A 14102-nucleotide genomic window follows, 5' to 3' on the forward strand; every position below is an offset into this window, starting at 1 on the left:
CGTGGAATCTTAAATAACCGTACATTTCGCCAAAAAAACCGCATACAAAGCATGCCGGCTTGTTTTTATAATGGTGGGTACAACGAAACAGAGACGAAGGAGGAGCTTATGAACGTCGTTCGCGGCTTTTTGCTTAGGAAGAGCTTGTTAGTCCGAATTATCTTATCCTATCTATTCGTGGGCCTGATCATCCTTGCGGCGCTGACCCTTGCCATCACATCAAGAGTTTCCGAGAGCCTGAAGGACGAATTGACCGAGTCGACGGACCGCTCGCTGGAGCAATCCTATAATACGGCGAATATATTGCTCAGCTCGACGTACCGGCATTTTGCAAACGCTTACGCTTCGCCGGACATTCAAGCGGGCTTCTACGCGCATTCGTTCGACACCGCCATGATGGGTAGAATCGGGGGCACCCTGACGGACCTCGCCAATACGAATCCGATGGTCCATTCCGTTTATTTGCTCAACACCCGGCAGAAGCTGGCTTTCTCGTCGCTGACGACCGTCCGGTCGTTCGACGAGTTTTACGATTCGCAAATTCTTCATCTGCTCGAAAATACCCAATCGTTGCGAGGGAGCATCTTCATTCCCCGCCATACGTCGTTCGTGCACGATACAAAACCGTTTAGCGGCAATCTCATATCCGTCGCCTACATGAGCACCCGCGACGATCAGGCTTCGAATGGAGCGCTGATCCTGAATTTGGATCAACGGGTCCTGCAGACTATGATGATGAACGGCGCGGGCAGCAAGTCGTTCCAGTCAATGATCGTAAACCGGCAGGGCGTCGTCATCTCGCATTCGGACGATGCGTTGATCCAAACGGACGTTTCTGAGCTGCCGGCCATTCAATCCATCCTGCAAGCTGAGGCCTCCCAAGGCGTCGTGGAGACGGAAGCGGGCGGAACCGCGCATCGCTTGTTCTACATCAAGTCCGACAGCCTGGGCTGGATTTTCATCGGCGACGTCAATTATGGCAGCCTGCTCGGCAAAGTGAATGCGGTCAGAGGGTACATCCTGTCGGTCACGGCCGTCATCCTGGTCGCCGTTATGGTCAGCGGATTCTTTTTCACGCGAATGATTTACGGTCCCATCCACCGACTGCTTAAGCATATCGCCAAGGCGCCGGATTCCGAGTCGGCCAGTGAATTCGAGACGCTGTCGAAGACGTTCCGGCATTTGGAGCGAAGGGTGCAGGATCTGCAGACGAGCATGGCCGGTTACCGGCATGCGGAACGGGAGGAGACGCTGCGCCAGCTTGCGGCGGGCGCCTGGAGCAGCGAGCCGGACATGGCCGCAAGATTGTCCCGGCTCGGCATTCGCCTTCCGGCTCCGGGGTTCCAGATCGGCATGCTTCGTCTGGACCATTACGAAGAGCTGAGGCAAGCCTACAGCCCCAATGATCTGTATTTGCTTAAATACGGCGTATCCAATATCGCGGACGAGCTCGGAGCCCCGCGGTTCCAATCGTTCGGCTTCGACGGAGGAGAGGACCGGATCGTTATTCTGTTTCTGAAGCCGGAGGGCGAGGACGAGGAGCTCAGGCAGCTGATGCTCGATATTCAACGGAACGCGGAGCGTTTCCTGCAGCTGTCGGTCACGGCATCTCTTGGCATGCACGTTGATGACATCCGGCAAATTCCTCAGTCGTGGCAGTCGGCTTACAACGGCTCGCGTTACCGGCTGGCCTATGGTCGGAAATGCTTTATCCCCGCGGATATCGAGACCAGCCGGGAGTCGATCCAAGGCAGCCAGTCCGCCGGCATGGAGAAGCAGGTGACCGACAGCATGAAGCTCGGCGACGCCTCAAGAACGGCGGATGCCTTCAAGCAATATTTCGGTCTGCTGCGCCACGCGCCATACGATGAAACGATGTTATTGCTGAACCAGCTGCTCTTCACCGTAACGAGAGCCTCCAAAGCGATGGCGTCGGGCGATTTGAGCGGGCTCAGCCTCGATATCGGCACGCTTGGCCAGCAGCTGTACAGGTGGGAGACGCTGGACGAGATCGAGGAATGGTTCATCGGGCTGGGCGAGACGGCAATCAGCCTGAGGGATCGGCAGTCTTCCCGGAAGAACGTCATGATCGTGGAGAAGCTGAAGCGCCATATTCATGCCCATTACGAGAATCCGAACTTGACCGTGGACATGCTGGCGGACGTCGCGGGGCTGTCGGTCAACTATATGAGGAAAATTTTTAAGGATATCGTCGGCGTCTCTTTGAACCAGTATTTGACGGACCACCGGTTCGAGAAGGCGAAGGAGCTGCTTCTGACCACCGATTTGCCCGCCAATCGGATCGGCGAGATGGTCGGGTTCGACAATACGAAGTACTTTTACATTTCCTTCAAGAAGCACTGCGGAAAAACGCCCGATCACTTCCGGAAAAGCAGCGGCGAGCGGATGGAAGAAGCATGAAGCATAGCGGAACAAGCCCCCTTTTTCGGAGAAATAGGGGGCTCATTCGTTCCCATTTCGGCAGGAATTAATCGAATGATTGCATTTCAAACCCATGGTTTCCGTGTCTTTTATGCTTTTTGGACGGTTTTTGAGGTTTTGCGTTCGCGGCGGAGGCGATAAAGTGGGAGCATGACATCAGCAACGAGTGCGAAGGAGGAACGACAACAATGAGCGCTACCCCAGCCGGCTACGCCGAACAAGCTTATTCCCCGTCCAAAAAACGAAGCGCGATCGGGGCCTTCATCTTTGAACTATTGAAAAATAAGTTTCTGTATTTGCTTGCCCTGCCCGGCATGATCTGGTTTTTCGTTTTCGCCTACTTGCCCATGGGCGGAATCATTATCGCCTTTCAGGATTTCAAGGCGATGCAGGGCATTGCCGGCAGCGAGTTCGTCGGTCTGAAAAACTTCAGATTTTTCTTCCGGTCGAACGACTGGATTCAAATCGTGACGAACACGCTGTTTCTGAACGTGCTGTTCATCGTCTTCAATACGCTTGCGGCCGTCGCGATCGCGGTGATGGTCACCGAGCTCGGGGGCAAATGGTTCAAGAAGCTGACCCAGTCGGTCATGATTTTCCCGCATTTCCTGTCGTGGACCGTGGTCGCGATGTTCGTCATGGCCTTCGTGGCGACGGACGGAGGCTTCATTAACCAGATTCTGTCCGCGTTCGGCATACCCCCCGTGCAGTTTCTTTCGTCGCCGGAGTATTGGCCGTTTATTCTCGTGCTGCTCAAGATCTGGCACGGAGCGGGCTTCGCTTCGATCGTGTACATGGCGACGATATCGGGCATCAATCCCGACATCTACGAATCGGCCTCCATCGACGGGGCCAGCCGCTTCCAGAAGATCCGCTTCATCACGCTTCCGCTGCTGAAGCCTACCGTCATCCTGCTGCTCATTCTGGCCGTCGGCGGCATCTTCAACGGCGACTTCGGCATGATCTACGCGATTATCGGGCGCAACCCTCCCCTCTATCCGACGACGGACGTCATCGATACGTATCTGTTCCGGGCGATGATGGATCTTGGCGACATGAGCATGTCCGCCGCAATCGGCTTCATGCAATCCCTGATCGGATTCCTTCTCGTCTTGAGCGTCAATGCCATCGCGAAGAAGCTCGCGCCGGAATCCGCCATTTTCTAATAAGGAAGTGAAACCATCCATGATCAAGGAAAGCTTGCCGGACCGGCTGCTGAAGAGCCTCTTCTATCTGACGATCGGCCTGTTCTCCGTCTATTGCCTGCTGCCGTTCTGGTCCGTAGTGGCCAGCTCGTTCGCCAGCGAAGCATCCATTCTGAAGAACGGCTATACCTTCTGGCCGAAGGACTTCAGCCTGGACGCCTACAAAATGATTTTTAGCGATAATACCATTTACCGGGCGTACGGGGTGACGACGTTCGTCACAGTCGCGGGAACGGTCATATCCATGATCCTCACAAGCGCCCTGGCGTACGCGCTGTCTGTAAAGTCAGTCAAATATCGCAATCACATCGCGTTCTATGTTTACTTTACGATGTTATTCCACGGAGGTCTGGTGGCCACGTATTTGCTTATATCCAAATATTTGGACATGAAGGACACGATTTGGGTGCTCATTATCCCGAGCTTGCTCAGCGCCTGGAACATGTTCCTGCTCCGGAACTTCTTCGCGTCGATCGACGATTCGATCGCGGAGTCCGCGAAAATCGACGGCGCCAACGACGTGTACATCCTGTTCCGGATCATTCTGCCGATTTCGCTGCCGGCGCTGGCTACGATCGGGTTGTTCTACGCTTTGAGCTATTGGAACAAATGGTTCGACGCGGTGCTCTACATCAACGACAAGGATCTCTATCCGCTCCAATACTTGATCCAGCGCATCATGAACAATCTGGACTATATCAACCAAATATCGGCGGACGTGAGCATTCCGAACTTCATACCGCCCGCCATGACCGTCCGATTGGCGACGACGGTCGTCACGATCGGGCCCATCGTCCTGCTGTATCCGTTCTTGCAGAAGTACTTCGTGAAGGGACTCATGGTAGGCGCCGTCAAAGGCTAACTCCGCTTACGGGCGGTTTAGTATAGACTCCAATCCATAACAAGAAAAGGGGATGAACAAGCAGCATGAAAGCGAAAAAATGGACAACCGTAGTATTATCCGTGGCGCTTGCGGGCTCCTTGGCCGCATGCAGCGGCAAAAACAACGAGACGAACGCGCCTGCCGCAACCGACGGAAATGGGTCGGAGACGCCTGCCGCGCCGAAAGAGGTTACGCTTACGGGCATGCTCTTCGGCGACGCGCCGAAGGATCTGCCGCTGGTGCTGGAGGAATTCGAGAAGCGCACGAAGGACACGTTGAACACGAAGCTCGAGATTCAATGGAACGCACCCGCGGACCACAAGCAGAAGGTGAAGCTGATGATGACCGCGGGCGAAGAAGTCGACTTCGTCTTCGACGCGGATTTCCAAAACTTGAGGGAGCTCATTCCGCAGGGCGCTTATGCCCAATTGGACCAATATTTCAACAATGATGAGTATCCGGGGCTTAAGCAAGCGTTCTCCCCCGAGTTTATCGAGATGAACAAGCGCTACGACAATCATCTGTACACCATTCCGTTTACGCAATATTTCTACGATATTCCGGTCGTGTACATCCGCAAGGATCTGCGGGTGAAGCTGGGCTTCGCCGAGCCGATCTCGAGCTACGACGAGCTTCAGCAGTACTACGAGAAGGTGTTGGCATCCGGCGAAGGAATCACGCCTCTGGCCGTTAGAGGAATCGGCGGCTTCCAGGAAATGCTGGCTCCGGAGCGTGAGGAACTGGACACGGTTCGTCCGCTTAACCTGGGCGGCATCACGTATTTCGTCCATTTGAGCGACGATCTGAAGTCGGTACAGAACGTCTTGGCGTTAGGCGATCCGGCTTCCGAATGGGCGAAGCTGCCGGCTCCGTTCCATACGATGAAATCGACGTTCGCGCAATACGACAAATGGGCGGAGTGGAGCAAATACCTCGAGAAGGACGTTCTCAGCCAGAAGGATCACAAGGCTTACTTCATGTCCGGCAAAGCCGCGTCTTATTACGGAACAATCTCCTCGTTCGCCGCTGACCGCAAGCTGCTGCAGGAGACGCTTGCCGGAGCGGACTTGGAATTTTTTGTACTGAAAGAGAGAATTCGCAATATGGAGCCGAAAGCGATTCCGACAAGCTACAAGGCGAATAACTCGCTCGCGATTCCGGTATCCTCCAAAAACATCGACCGTACGATGAAATTTTTCGATTGGCTGTTCCAGAGCCGCGAGAATCATGACCTGTTCGAATACGGCATCGAGGGCAAGCACTGGGAGCCGGTCGGCGAGAACCAGCTGAAACTGCTGGACGAGTCGAAAAACTATATCTTCCCGGGCTACGAATTCACTTGGAATCCGACCATGATTCGGCTGCCGGAGGATTTGGAAGAGTCCGCGCGGAAGTACTTCGAATATTCGGCACAGGCGGACACTTATTACGCGCCGGTGCTGGCCAAGTTCGCCTTCGACACTGCAAACGTGAAAGGCGAGTTCGCGAACGTTCAATCCAAGGCCGATCCGTTCATCCAGACGCTGAAAGCCGGCCAGGTAAAGGATTGGGAAGCGGAAGCCGTCAAGCTGAACGGCGAGCTGAATAATCTCGGCCTCGATACCATCCGCTCCGAAATCAAGGCTCAAGTCCAAGCTTATTTGGATGCGGGCGGCAAATAACGGTTTTCAAAAGGACACAAACACCTTATAGCCGGTGTTTGTGTCCTTTTTAACCCTTCATCATCAACCGAACGGAAACCAAAACGAGAAATACAGCCAATAGCTTCAGCAGCAGATTGCCAGGCAGGCGTTTGGCCAAGCGCGCGCCGAGCTGCCCGCCGATAATCGCGCCGGGCGCCAGGAACAACACCATCGACCAATCGATGTTGTGCAGAGCGGCATGCGTGGACGTGCTGACGATCGCGGACAGGAAAATTTGCAGCATGGAAGTCGCGACGGCAATATGCGGAGGGAAGCTAAGCAGCAAGGTCATGGTTGGAATCATGAGACTTCCGCCTCCCACTCCGAACAGGCTTGCCAGGAAGCCGACAAGAAAGCTGATGACGATGCCGGTAGGCATGTGATAGGAATAGTCGAACCGCTTGCCGGTTTGATCGATAAAGCTCCGCGTCGCCGTTGGAGCCAAAGGCCAGCCGATCGGCCGGTCCGGCTTGAATAGAAGCAGCAGAGCTATACCGATCAAGAAGACGCCGAAGCTTACGAAAAAAAGTCGTCCTTCTATTCGTTCCGCGAAGATGGCGCCCATAATCGAACCGGGGATCGAGGCGGCCGCGAACCGGATCGCGGCTGCATAATCGATTCGTTTCTGTCTGGCATATACGTAAGTGCTGGAGACGGAATTGCAGAGCAGCATCGCCATAGATGTACCGGCCAGATGCGACGGCTCCATATCGGGAAACAGGAAGGCGAGCGCGGGCACGACGATGAAGCCTCCGCCAAGACCGACCAAGGAGCCGGAAAGACCGGCCAAGAGCCCGATAGCTAATAGAAGTAGAAATGTGAACACCGTGGAAGTCCTTTCTGCATTCGTATTGCGTTACTCTTTCCAAAAAAAACGACCAGCGAACAAATAGGTACGAAGCCAAGCCCGTTGTTCCGCCGTTAGTCTAGAGTCCTTCATCAGTCCAGAGAGAATGTCATGCGCGAGAAGCTTCTTGTCCATTTGGACAACGGCCTGCTCTTCATCCGCATCGAGCGCAAGGATGTCGGGGGACAGGGGATCGGCGGTCCACCGATTCCAAGGCGGCGGACCTTCGCCGTTCGGATCTCCCATGTGCAAGAAGCCCCGCAAATAACAGCGCATCCAATCGGATAGCTGTTTGCGCCCCGGCTCGTTACGTTCGGTGACGACGCCCGCCGGAAAGTTCTGCATAACTCCCGAGAAATCGCCGGTATAGAAGGGGATATCCGCGCCATGATTGGCGCCAATCTGAAAGCGGATGGACGGATCAATCACGCCATCGCGCAGCCCCCAGCGGAATCGGTAGGCGAAGATCGGGCTGTCGGGAGACGCCTTCTTCCACTTGTCCGCCACTTCCTCTACATTAAACGCCGCATACAGCTCGCTCCCGTATTGAACGGCTGCCTCATACAAGTTTTTCTCCTCCGCTTGACTCTCTAAAAGTCCCGACTGCATATGATTCGAAAAGTAAGAATCCCCCAGAGCAAACCCCGAAAATTCGGTTGCGGTGCTTCCTAAGACGATAGGCAAGCAAGGGTGCCCGGGTAACCCGAGGTTCGCGAACCCTCCAATCGGGATGACCGTGCCGTCCTCGAACAAATGGGGAAACGCGTTCATCCGGAGACCGGTGTCGCCGATCGCTTCAGCGAAGCGGGCAGCGTTCTGCTGATGAAGGAAGCCGGAAATCTCTTCTACGGTTTGATTGGAGATCCACTCTTCCGCTTCAATGGGGTTACTCGCGAGTCCATCCTCCAGCAACAACGCGCTAAGTATCTCGTTCGCCTTGGACTCCCCTAATTTCGAGTCGGCGGTCGTTAACCCTCCGCTCATCACGTATAGCTTGTGGATCAGTCCTTTGCACAGAGGGGAGAGACTAGCGGCTAACGCGTTTCTTGCGCCGGCGGACTGGCCCGCCAACGTGACGTTGGCGGGATCCCCGCCGAAATAAGTAATGTTCCGGTGCACCCACTTCAAAGCTTGGATGACATCGAGGAGCCCGTAGTTTCCCGAATCGTCCAATGGATCGCCTGTACGCAGTGCGGGATGGAGGAAAAAACCCATCGCCCCTAGACGGTAATTCACCGTCACGACGATGCTATTCGTTTCGGGCGCCAATTGCCAGCCCTGGAAATCCCGCCCCGAACCCGCAACATTGCCGCCGCCGTGCAGAAAGACGAGTACAGGCAAGCCATCCTCTGCATGATCCGGCCGCCAGATGTTCAGGTATAAGCAGTCCTCGCTCCCTACAGGTCCCTGCGGACTCATTTGGACGCTGCTGCTTCGAAAATCCCTTGCGGACAATCGATCCCCCCAAGGCTCGACCTCGCGAGGTGCTTTCCATCGGAGTCCTCCCACCGGCGGCATCGCATAAGGAACGCCGAGCCATGCGATCGACCGGGCCTCCGTCAGACGGAGCCCTTCGAGCTGGCCGCAAGGGAGCGTGACGATTTCATTCCTCGTATCGTTCTCGTGCATGAACAAACCCCTTTTCATTGTGCTTTCATTCATTATAGGGTTCTGTTACGATAATGAAAAATATATTGTTTGATATAAAATATATATTCATTTGGTTATCGATTGAAAGGGGGGAAGATGATGGATCTGCATTCGCTTCGTTATTTTCAAACGGTGGCTCGGCTGGAGAACATGACGAAGGCCGCGGAGAAGCTGCAAATATCCCAGCCGGCCTTAAGCAAGTTAATTGGTAAGCTCGAGACGGAATTAAGCGTTCAATTGTTCGACCGCACGGGGAAATACATTCGGCTCAACGAGTTCGGTAAACGGTTCCTTACGAAGGTCGACCTGGCTCTTCAAACGTTGGAGGATGGGAAGACGGAGCTGATAGACTTGGCCGCGAAACCGATTGGGACTATCGCGGTCATGATTCATGTCGGATCTTATTTGCTTCCGGATATGATTGCTTCATTCCGGCAGCGGCATCCGGAAGCGGAGTTCAAGCTGCTGCAGCATGATCAGGATCGTACCGCTTCTCCGGCGTTCGATCTGTGCATTTCGTCATCGACGTTCAGAATGCCGGGAACCGAATCCATCCCCTTATTAACAGAGGAAATCATGCTTGCGGTCCCGAACGGACATCGGTTGGCCGGCCGCAAGAGCGTTCGCCTAAGCGAGCTGTCGGAGGACGGCTTCATAAGCTTAAAGCCGGGCAAGCAGCTGCGCGATACGACGGATTCCCTCTGCCGCGCGGCAGGCTTTGAGCCTCGAATGATTTATGAATGCGACGAGCCTTCGATGGTTCGGAGCCTGGTCCGCGCGGGACTTGGCGTTTCTTTTATTCCGTCGGTTACATGGGGCGGTTCGCAGGGCTCCTCCGTCGTTCTTCTCTCTATCGAAGAGCCGGTAAGTAAACGTTCGATCGAAATTTCTTGGTATGCCGACCGTTACATAACGAAGGCGGCCCGCGAATTCAAAGCGTTCGTGCAGGATTATTACCGAAAGCTGCAATAGAGAGCAGTGAAGATCGCGAAGCAGAAGGGTTGCCCAGCGGCTCTGCGTTTATTTGCGTGGCCCTATTGACAGATTTTGTATGACGATGGTATCCTGTAACAAATACAAGTAAGTTAATCGGAATAGTGTAGTATTGATAAGCAACCGAATATTGTTGATGCGATTGTTCCCTTCTATCGCGTCTACCGGATCACCGGAGACCTTCCTCTTTCATGCCTATGATTGCGGAGGTCTCTTTTGTTTATTCGAAACAATCTACCATTCGAGACGAACCGGAGGTGTGCGCCATCAATATCGATAACATCGAAGCATTCGTATTCATTGTCCATTACGGCAGTTACAACAAGGCGGCCGACATCCTATTCTTATCCCAGCCGTCCGTAAGCGCCCGGATCCAGTCGCTGGAACGCGAGCTGAACTGCAAGCTGTTCGACCGGATTGGCAAACAAATTCAAATTACGGAGGAAGGCAAGCGATTCTTGCCTTATGCGCAGCAAATATTGATGACGTACCAGAAGGGCAAGCTTCATATCAATCAGAAAAGATCGCTGCCGGAAGAGCTAAGACTGGGGTGTACCGTCTCGGTCTCGAATTACACGATTCCGGATGTGCTGTCAAGGCTGAAGCAGCGTTTTCCTAACACGCACTTCAAGCTCGTCACGGGAACAACGGACGATATCATCGGGAAGGTCGTCAATAAAGAGGTGGATATCGGATTCGTGCGAAATGTCAGCCATCCGAATTTGCAGTCCACCAAATTTTACGAGGATCCCATCCGATTGTACGTCTACGAAGGACATCCATTCTTAAGCATGGAGAAGATAACGATCGAGCAAATCGCCGTTCAGCCGCTCGTGTTTTTCGAATGCGGCGCGCTCGACTGGCTTCGGGTGCATCGCATGTTCGGCGGTCTTGATCATCCTCCGAATATCCAGTTCCTTACCGATAATTCGGAGACGGCCAAGAAGCTGGTCATCCGGAAAGCGGGCATCGGCTTCTTGCCCAGTCTCAGCGCGCAAGAGGAAATAAGAAGCGGAAAGCTTGTGCCGATTCCGATTCAGGAGGCGGAAGCGATCACGCTGCAGACGAATATCGTATCCTGCCATGGTAAGCATGCGCCGTTCATCGAAGCGATCATGGGCATCGGCAAAGAGCTGTACGGCGAAAAAAACGATATTGAATTGTTATATAAATAAATAGAACTTCTCTATTATCTTTCCCGGAAGCAGGATGCTACAGTTAGATCAGCTCATAATTCATACTTAACCAGTAGGTATTATGAGGTTAAAAACAAAAACATGGAGGTCTTTACAATGAAAAAGTTTACGGTAGTTGCATTAACGCTTGCCCTTGCCATTTTTGCTTCCGCATGCGGAAGCAACGGCAATGAACCCGCCAGCGGTTCGGCTGACGGCGAAACCGCCAAAAAAGTTATCGTAGGTACGGCAAACGACTTCGAACAAGTCGCTTTCCTTGACGATAAAGGCAACCTGACCGGCTTCGACGTCGAGCTTATTCGCGAGATCGACAAACGGCTGGAGCAATACGAGTTCGAATTCCAGACGTTGGAGTTCTCCAACATTTTGCTTAGCCTGGAAACCAAAAAGGTCGATATCGCCGCCCATCTCTTCGAGAAAAATCCGGAACGGGCCGAAAAGTTCGACTTTAACCAAGAGCCGTACGCCTATTGGCGGAACAAAATCATCGTAGCGTCGGATAACCAGGATCCGATCCAGACGCTGGACGACTTGAAAGGCAAGAAAGTGCTTATCGGTCCGACAAGCGCGCAAGCCCAGCTGCTCGAAAACTATAACAAGGAAAACGACAACGCGATCGAAATCGTCTATCAGCAGAACGACGCGAACGACGAAGTGCTCCAGATTACGTCGGGGCGCGTGTACGCAACGCTCGGAGCCGATTTCCTGCTCCCGATCAAAGACCCGCAAGGCAAGCTGAAAACGGTTGGGGAGCCGCTGAACGAAGGCAATATCCTGTACGTATTCCGCAAAAACGATCCGGAGTCCAAGAAGCTGTCCGACGCGGTCGATGCCACGATCAAAGAACTGAAAGCGGACGGGACGCTCAAAAAAATCAGCGAACAGTGGCTCGGCCAAGATTTCTCGCAATAAGAGGACGCCAGCGGCATGCGAGTCCGGCTGGGAGGAGTGAATACGAAGTATGGGTCAACACCAATTCGAGATTGCCTACGTATTCGAATATTTTTATAGATTGCTTCCGTCCCTCAAGGTTACGCTTCTCATCGTGGGAAGCTCCATCGGCCTCGGGACGATAGTCGGGCTTCTCGTCGCGCTGCCCCAGCTGTACCGCATTCCGGTTCTGAGGAGACTGTCGCAGCTGTACGTATCGTTTTTTCGAGGCACCCCGATCCTCATCCAATTATTTTTGTTCTATTACGGCGTCCCGGAAGTGCTGAAGCTCGTTTACGTCGACCTGACGAGAACGCCTGCCTTATTTTTCGTCATTCTCACGTATTCGCTGCATAGCGGAGCGTACATCGCCGAAGTGATCCGGGGAGCGGTATCGGCCGTAGACCGCGGGCAAGTGGAGGCCGCGTACGCCGTTGGGATGAACGGGTTCCAGGCATTCAGCCGGATCGTTCTGCCGCAAGCGCTGTCCATCTCCATTCCGGTATTCGGCAATATCGTAATCGGCAATCTGAAGGACACGTCGCTCGCCTTCACCCTCGGCATACTGGACATTACGGGCAAAGCGCAGACGATGGGCACGCTCTCTCAGCGGTTCATCGAAATTTATATCTCGCTCGCGGCGCTTTATTTCATCATCAGCTTTGCGCTGCAGAAGCTGTTCGACCGGCTCGAGAAGAGACTTCTTCGTCATGAACCGGCAGCCGCGAAGGATTCTTTGGTCAAAATATCGTTTCTTCGGAAAGATGTGGCGGCCTCGAAATGGCGAAGGAAGGAGGCGCAATTATGAAGCTGGACCTTTCGTTCATATGGACGGCTTTTCTTCAGCTGCTGTCGGCGATTCCGACTACGCTTGCCGTAACCGCGGTATCCGTCGTTTGCGGCCTTGCCATTGGCACGGTTGTCGCTCTTATTCGAATCAACCGGGTGCCCGTGCTGAATGCCGCCGCAGTCGCCTACGTCACTTTCATTCGAGGGACGCCTATGCTGACTCATCTGCTGCTGGTTTATTTCGGATTACCCTTCGTTATTGACGCGGTCTGCGAGAGCTTCGGCTGGCCGTTCCGCTCGGTGTCGATCCCGATGATCGGATTTGCTTACATTGCGTTTTCCATTACGGCAGGCGCCTATTTGTCCGAAGTTGTCCGTTCGGGACTTCTCGCGGTCGACAAGGGCCAGATCGAAGCGGCTTATTCGGTCGGAATGACGACCTCGCAGGCGATTCGCCGAATCGTATTCCCGCAGGCTTTCGCGATTTTATTGCCCAACCTTTCGAATAGCACGATCAGCATGCTGCACGGCTCCACGCTGGTGTTCACGGTTTCGGTCGTCGACATTAACGCCAAATCGCAGATCATCGCGTCTTCCAACTGGAAGTTTTTCGAAGCGTATATCGCGGCCGCCGCCCTGTATTGGGGATTGACGTTCCTGATCGAGCGGGTAACCGCCATGGCGGAGAAGCGATTCCAAATGTATAACCGGGGAGGCGTATCATGATCAAGCTGTCGCAAATCAAAAAATCGTACGGACGGCAGCAGGTGCTGCACGGCATCGATCTAACCGTCGGGAAAGGCGATGTCGTCGCCATCTTGGGACCGAGCGGTTCGGGCAAAACGACCTTGCTCCGCTGCATCAACTATTTGGAGCGGCCGAGCGACGGGGAAATCACGATCGACGGCTTCACCGTCCATTGCAAGCGTCCGACCAAAGCCGATATTCATCGCTTGCGCAAACAGTCGGCGATGGTGTTCCAGCAATATAATCTGTTCCGGCATAAAACGGCTCTCGAGAACGTCATGGAAGGACTCGTCGTCGTGCATAAGCAGCCGAAGGAGCAGGCTCGGCTTCGAAGCGCGGAGCTGCTCGAGAAGGTGGGGCTTGGCGATAAGCTGGATGCTTATCCAAGCCAATTATCCGGCGGACAGCAGCAGCGGGTAGGGATCGCAAGGGCGCTTGCGCTCGGGCCGAAGGTCATCCTGTTCGACGAGCCGACTTCTTCGCTCGATCCGGAGCTTGTTGGAGAGGTGCTCTCCGTCATTCGGAGAATCGCGAAGGAAGGCATAACGATGATCATCGTTACCCATGAAATGAGCTTCGCCCAAGACGTGGCGAGCCATGTCGTCTTCATGGATCACGGTACGATCGTCGAGCAGGGCGAGCCGAACGAAATCTTCCGCGCCCCAAAAGAAGAGAGAACGAAGCAGTTTCTGAAGAGGTTCGCGCCGGAAAGCGCGTATTCCATTTAATCGCGAGGAG

At 54.0% G+C, this 14102-nt stretch carries 12 protein-coding genes; 10 read left to right on the forward strand and 2 right to left on the reverse strand.

Features of this window, described 5'->3' with window-relative positions; genetic code table 11:
* The first annotated feature begins 108 nt into the window (after positions 1-108).
* The 4 genes from NQZ67_RS20740 to NQZ67_RS20755 all read left to right on the forward strand — a co-directional run bounded on the left by NQZ67_RS20740 (position 109) and on the right by NQZ67_RS20755 (position 6191).
* Positions 109-2421, forward strand: a complete 2313-nt coding sequence (locus tag NQZ67_RS20740; RefSeq protein WP_257449627.1) for a helix-turn-helix domain-containing protein — start codon at positions 109-111, stop codon at positions 2419-2421.
* 209 nt (positions 2422-2630) lie between these two features.
* The gene (locus tag NQZ67_RS20745; protein ID WP_257449629.1) at positions 2631-3608 is read left to right on the forward strand and encodes an ABC transporter permease; all 978 of its coding nucleotides are present in this window, start codon (positions 2631-2633) and stop codon (positions 3606-3608) included.
* Between the two features lie 19 nt (positions 3609-3627).
* A complete protein-coding gene (locus NQZ67_RS20750) occupies positions 3628-4509 on the forward strand; it encodes a carbohydrate ABC transporter permease (protein WP_257449631.1) in 882 nt (293 codons plus the stop codon).
* A gap of 65 nt (positions 4510-4574) precedes the next feature.
* The gene (locus NQZ67_RS20755) at positions 4575-6191 is read left to right on the forward strand and encodes an ABC transporter substrate-binding protein (RefSeq protein WP_257449633.1); all 1617 of its coding nucleotides are present in this window, start codon (positions 4575-4577) and stop codon (positions 6189-6191) included.
* A 49-nt stretch (positions 6192-6240) separates the two neighbouring features.
* On the opposite strand, the gene NQZ67_RS20760 is transcribed toward NQZ67_RS20755, so the two are convergent.
* Both NQZ67_RS20760 and NQZ67_RS20765 read right to left on the reverse strand, forming a co-directional pair.
* Positions 6241-7038 (reverse strand): sulfite exporter TauE/SafE family protein, encoded by a 798-nt coding sequence (locus tag NQZ67_RS20760; RefSeq protein ID WP_257449635.1) that lies wholly within the window; start codon positions 7036-7038, stop codon positions 6241-6243.
* 30 nt (positions 7039-7068) lie between these two features.
* The gene (locus NQZ67_RS20765; protein WP_257449637.1) at positions 7069-8688 is read right to left on the reverse strand and encodes a carboxylesterase family protein; all 1620 of its coding nucleotides are present in this window, start codon (positions 8686-8688) and stop codon (positions 7069-7071) included.
* A gap of 117 nt (positions 8689-8805) precedes the next feature.
* On the opposite strand from NQZ67_RS20765, the gene NQZ67_RS20770 reads away from it, so the two are divergent.
* The 6 genes from NQZ67_RS20770 to NQZ67_RS20795 all read left to right on the forward strand — a co-directional run bounded on the left by NQZ67_RS20770 (position 8806) and on the right by NQZ67_RS20795 (position 14092).
* On the forward strand, positions 8806-9681 hold the full coding sequence (locus NQZ67_RS20770; protein ID WP_257449640.1) for a LysR substrate-binding domain-containing protein: 876 nt from the start codon (positions 8806-8808) through the stop codon (positions 9679-9681).
* Positions 9682-9893: 212 nt separating this feature from the next.
* Positions 9894-10877: a LysR family transcriptional regulator gene (locus NQZ67_RS20775; protein WP_306812984.1), complete on the forward strand. Its 984-nt coding sequence runs from the start codon at positions 9894-9896 to the stop codon at positions 10875-10877.
* 117 nt (positions 10878-10994) lie between these two features.
* Positions 10995-11810, forward strand: coding sequence for a transporter substrate-binding domain-containing protein (locus NQZ67_RS20780; RefSeq protein ID WP_257449642.1), 816 nt, complete (start codon positions 10995-10997; stop codon positions 11808-11810).
* Positions 11811-11859: 49 nt separating this feature from the next.
* Positions 11860-12636 (forward strand): amino acid ABC transporter permease, encoded by a 777-nt coding sequence (locus NQZ67_RS20785; RefSeq protein WP_257449643.1) that lies wholly within the window; start codon positions 11860-11862, stop codon positions 12634-12636.
* Positions 12633-13343 (forward strand): amino acid ABC transporter permease, encoded by a 711-nt coding sequence (locus tag NQZ67_RS20790; RefSeq protein WP_257449644.1) that lies wholly within the window; start codon positions 12633-12635, stop codon positions 13341-13343. The genes NQZ67_RS20785 and NQZ67_RS20790 overlap by 4 nt, the downstream gene beginning before the upstream one ends.
* Entirely contained in the window at positions 13340-14092 is a 753-nt protein-coding gene (locus NQZ67_RS20795; RefSeq protein ID WP_257449645.1) for an amino acid ABC transporter ATP-binding protein, read from the forward strand. Before NQZ67_RS20790 ends, NQZ67_RS20795 begins: the two co-directional genes overlap by 4 nt.
* The last annotated feature ends 10 nt before the right edge of the window (positions 14093-14102 follow it).

The sequence above is a fragment of the Paenibacillus soyae genome, from assembly GCF_024623455.1.
In the GTDB taxonomy this organism is placed as follows: Bacteria; Bacillota; Bacilli; order Paenibacillales; family Paenibacillaceae; genus Pristimantibacillus; species Pristimantibacillus soyae.

Excerpts from the sequence above, each read along its gene's own strand:
- NQZ67_RS20750 (WP_257449631.1), top strand. The coding sequence starts at position 3,628 with ATGATCAAGGAAAGCTTGCCGGACCGGCTGCTGAAGAGCCTCTTCTAT.
- NQZ67_RS20795 (WP_257449645.1), top strand. The coding sequence starts at position 13,340 with ATGATCAAGCTGTCGCAAATCAAAAAATCGTACGGACGGCAGCAGGTG.
- NQZ67_RS20755 (WP_257449633.1), top strand. The coding sequence starts at position 4,575 with ATGAAAGCGAAAAAATGGACAACCGTAGTATTATCCGTGGCGCTTGCG.
- NQZ67_RS20780 (WP_257449642.1), top strand. The coding sequence starts at position 10,995 with ATGAAAAAGTTTACGGTAGTTGCATTAACGCTTGCCCTTGCCATTTTT.
- NQZ67_RS20785 (WP_257449643.1), top strand. The coding sequence starts at position 11,860 with ATGGGTCAACACCAATTCGAGATTGCCTACGTATTCGAATATTTTTAT.
- NQZ67_RS20740 (WP_257449627.1), top strand. The coding sequence starts at position 109 with ATGAACGTCGTTCGCGGCTTTTTGCTTAGGAAGAGCTTGTTAGTCCGA.
- NQZ67_RS20775 (WP_306812984.1), top strand. The coding sequence starts at position 9,894 with ATGCCTATGATTGCGGAGGTCTCTTTTGTTTATTCGAAACAATCTACC.
- NQZ67_RS20765 (WP_257449637.1), bottom strand. The coding sequence starts at position 8,688 with ATGCACGAGAACGATACGAGGAATGAAATCGTCACGCTCCCTTGCGGC.
- NQZ67_RS20770 (WP_257449640.1), top strand. The coding sequence starts at position 8,806 with ATGATGGATCTGCATTCGCTTCGTTATTTTCAAACGGTGGCTCGGCTG.
- NQZ67_RS20790 (WP_257449644.1), top strand. The coding sequence starts at position 12,633 with ATGAAGCTGGACCTTTCGTTCATATGGACGGCTTTTCTTCAGCTGCTG.
- NQZ67_RS20745 (WP_257449629.1), top strand. The coding sequence starts at position 2,631 with ATGAGCGCTACCCCAGCCGGCTACGCCGAACAAGCTTATTCCCCGTCC.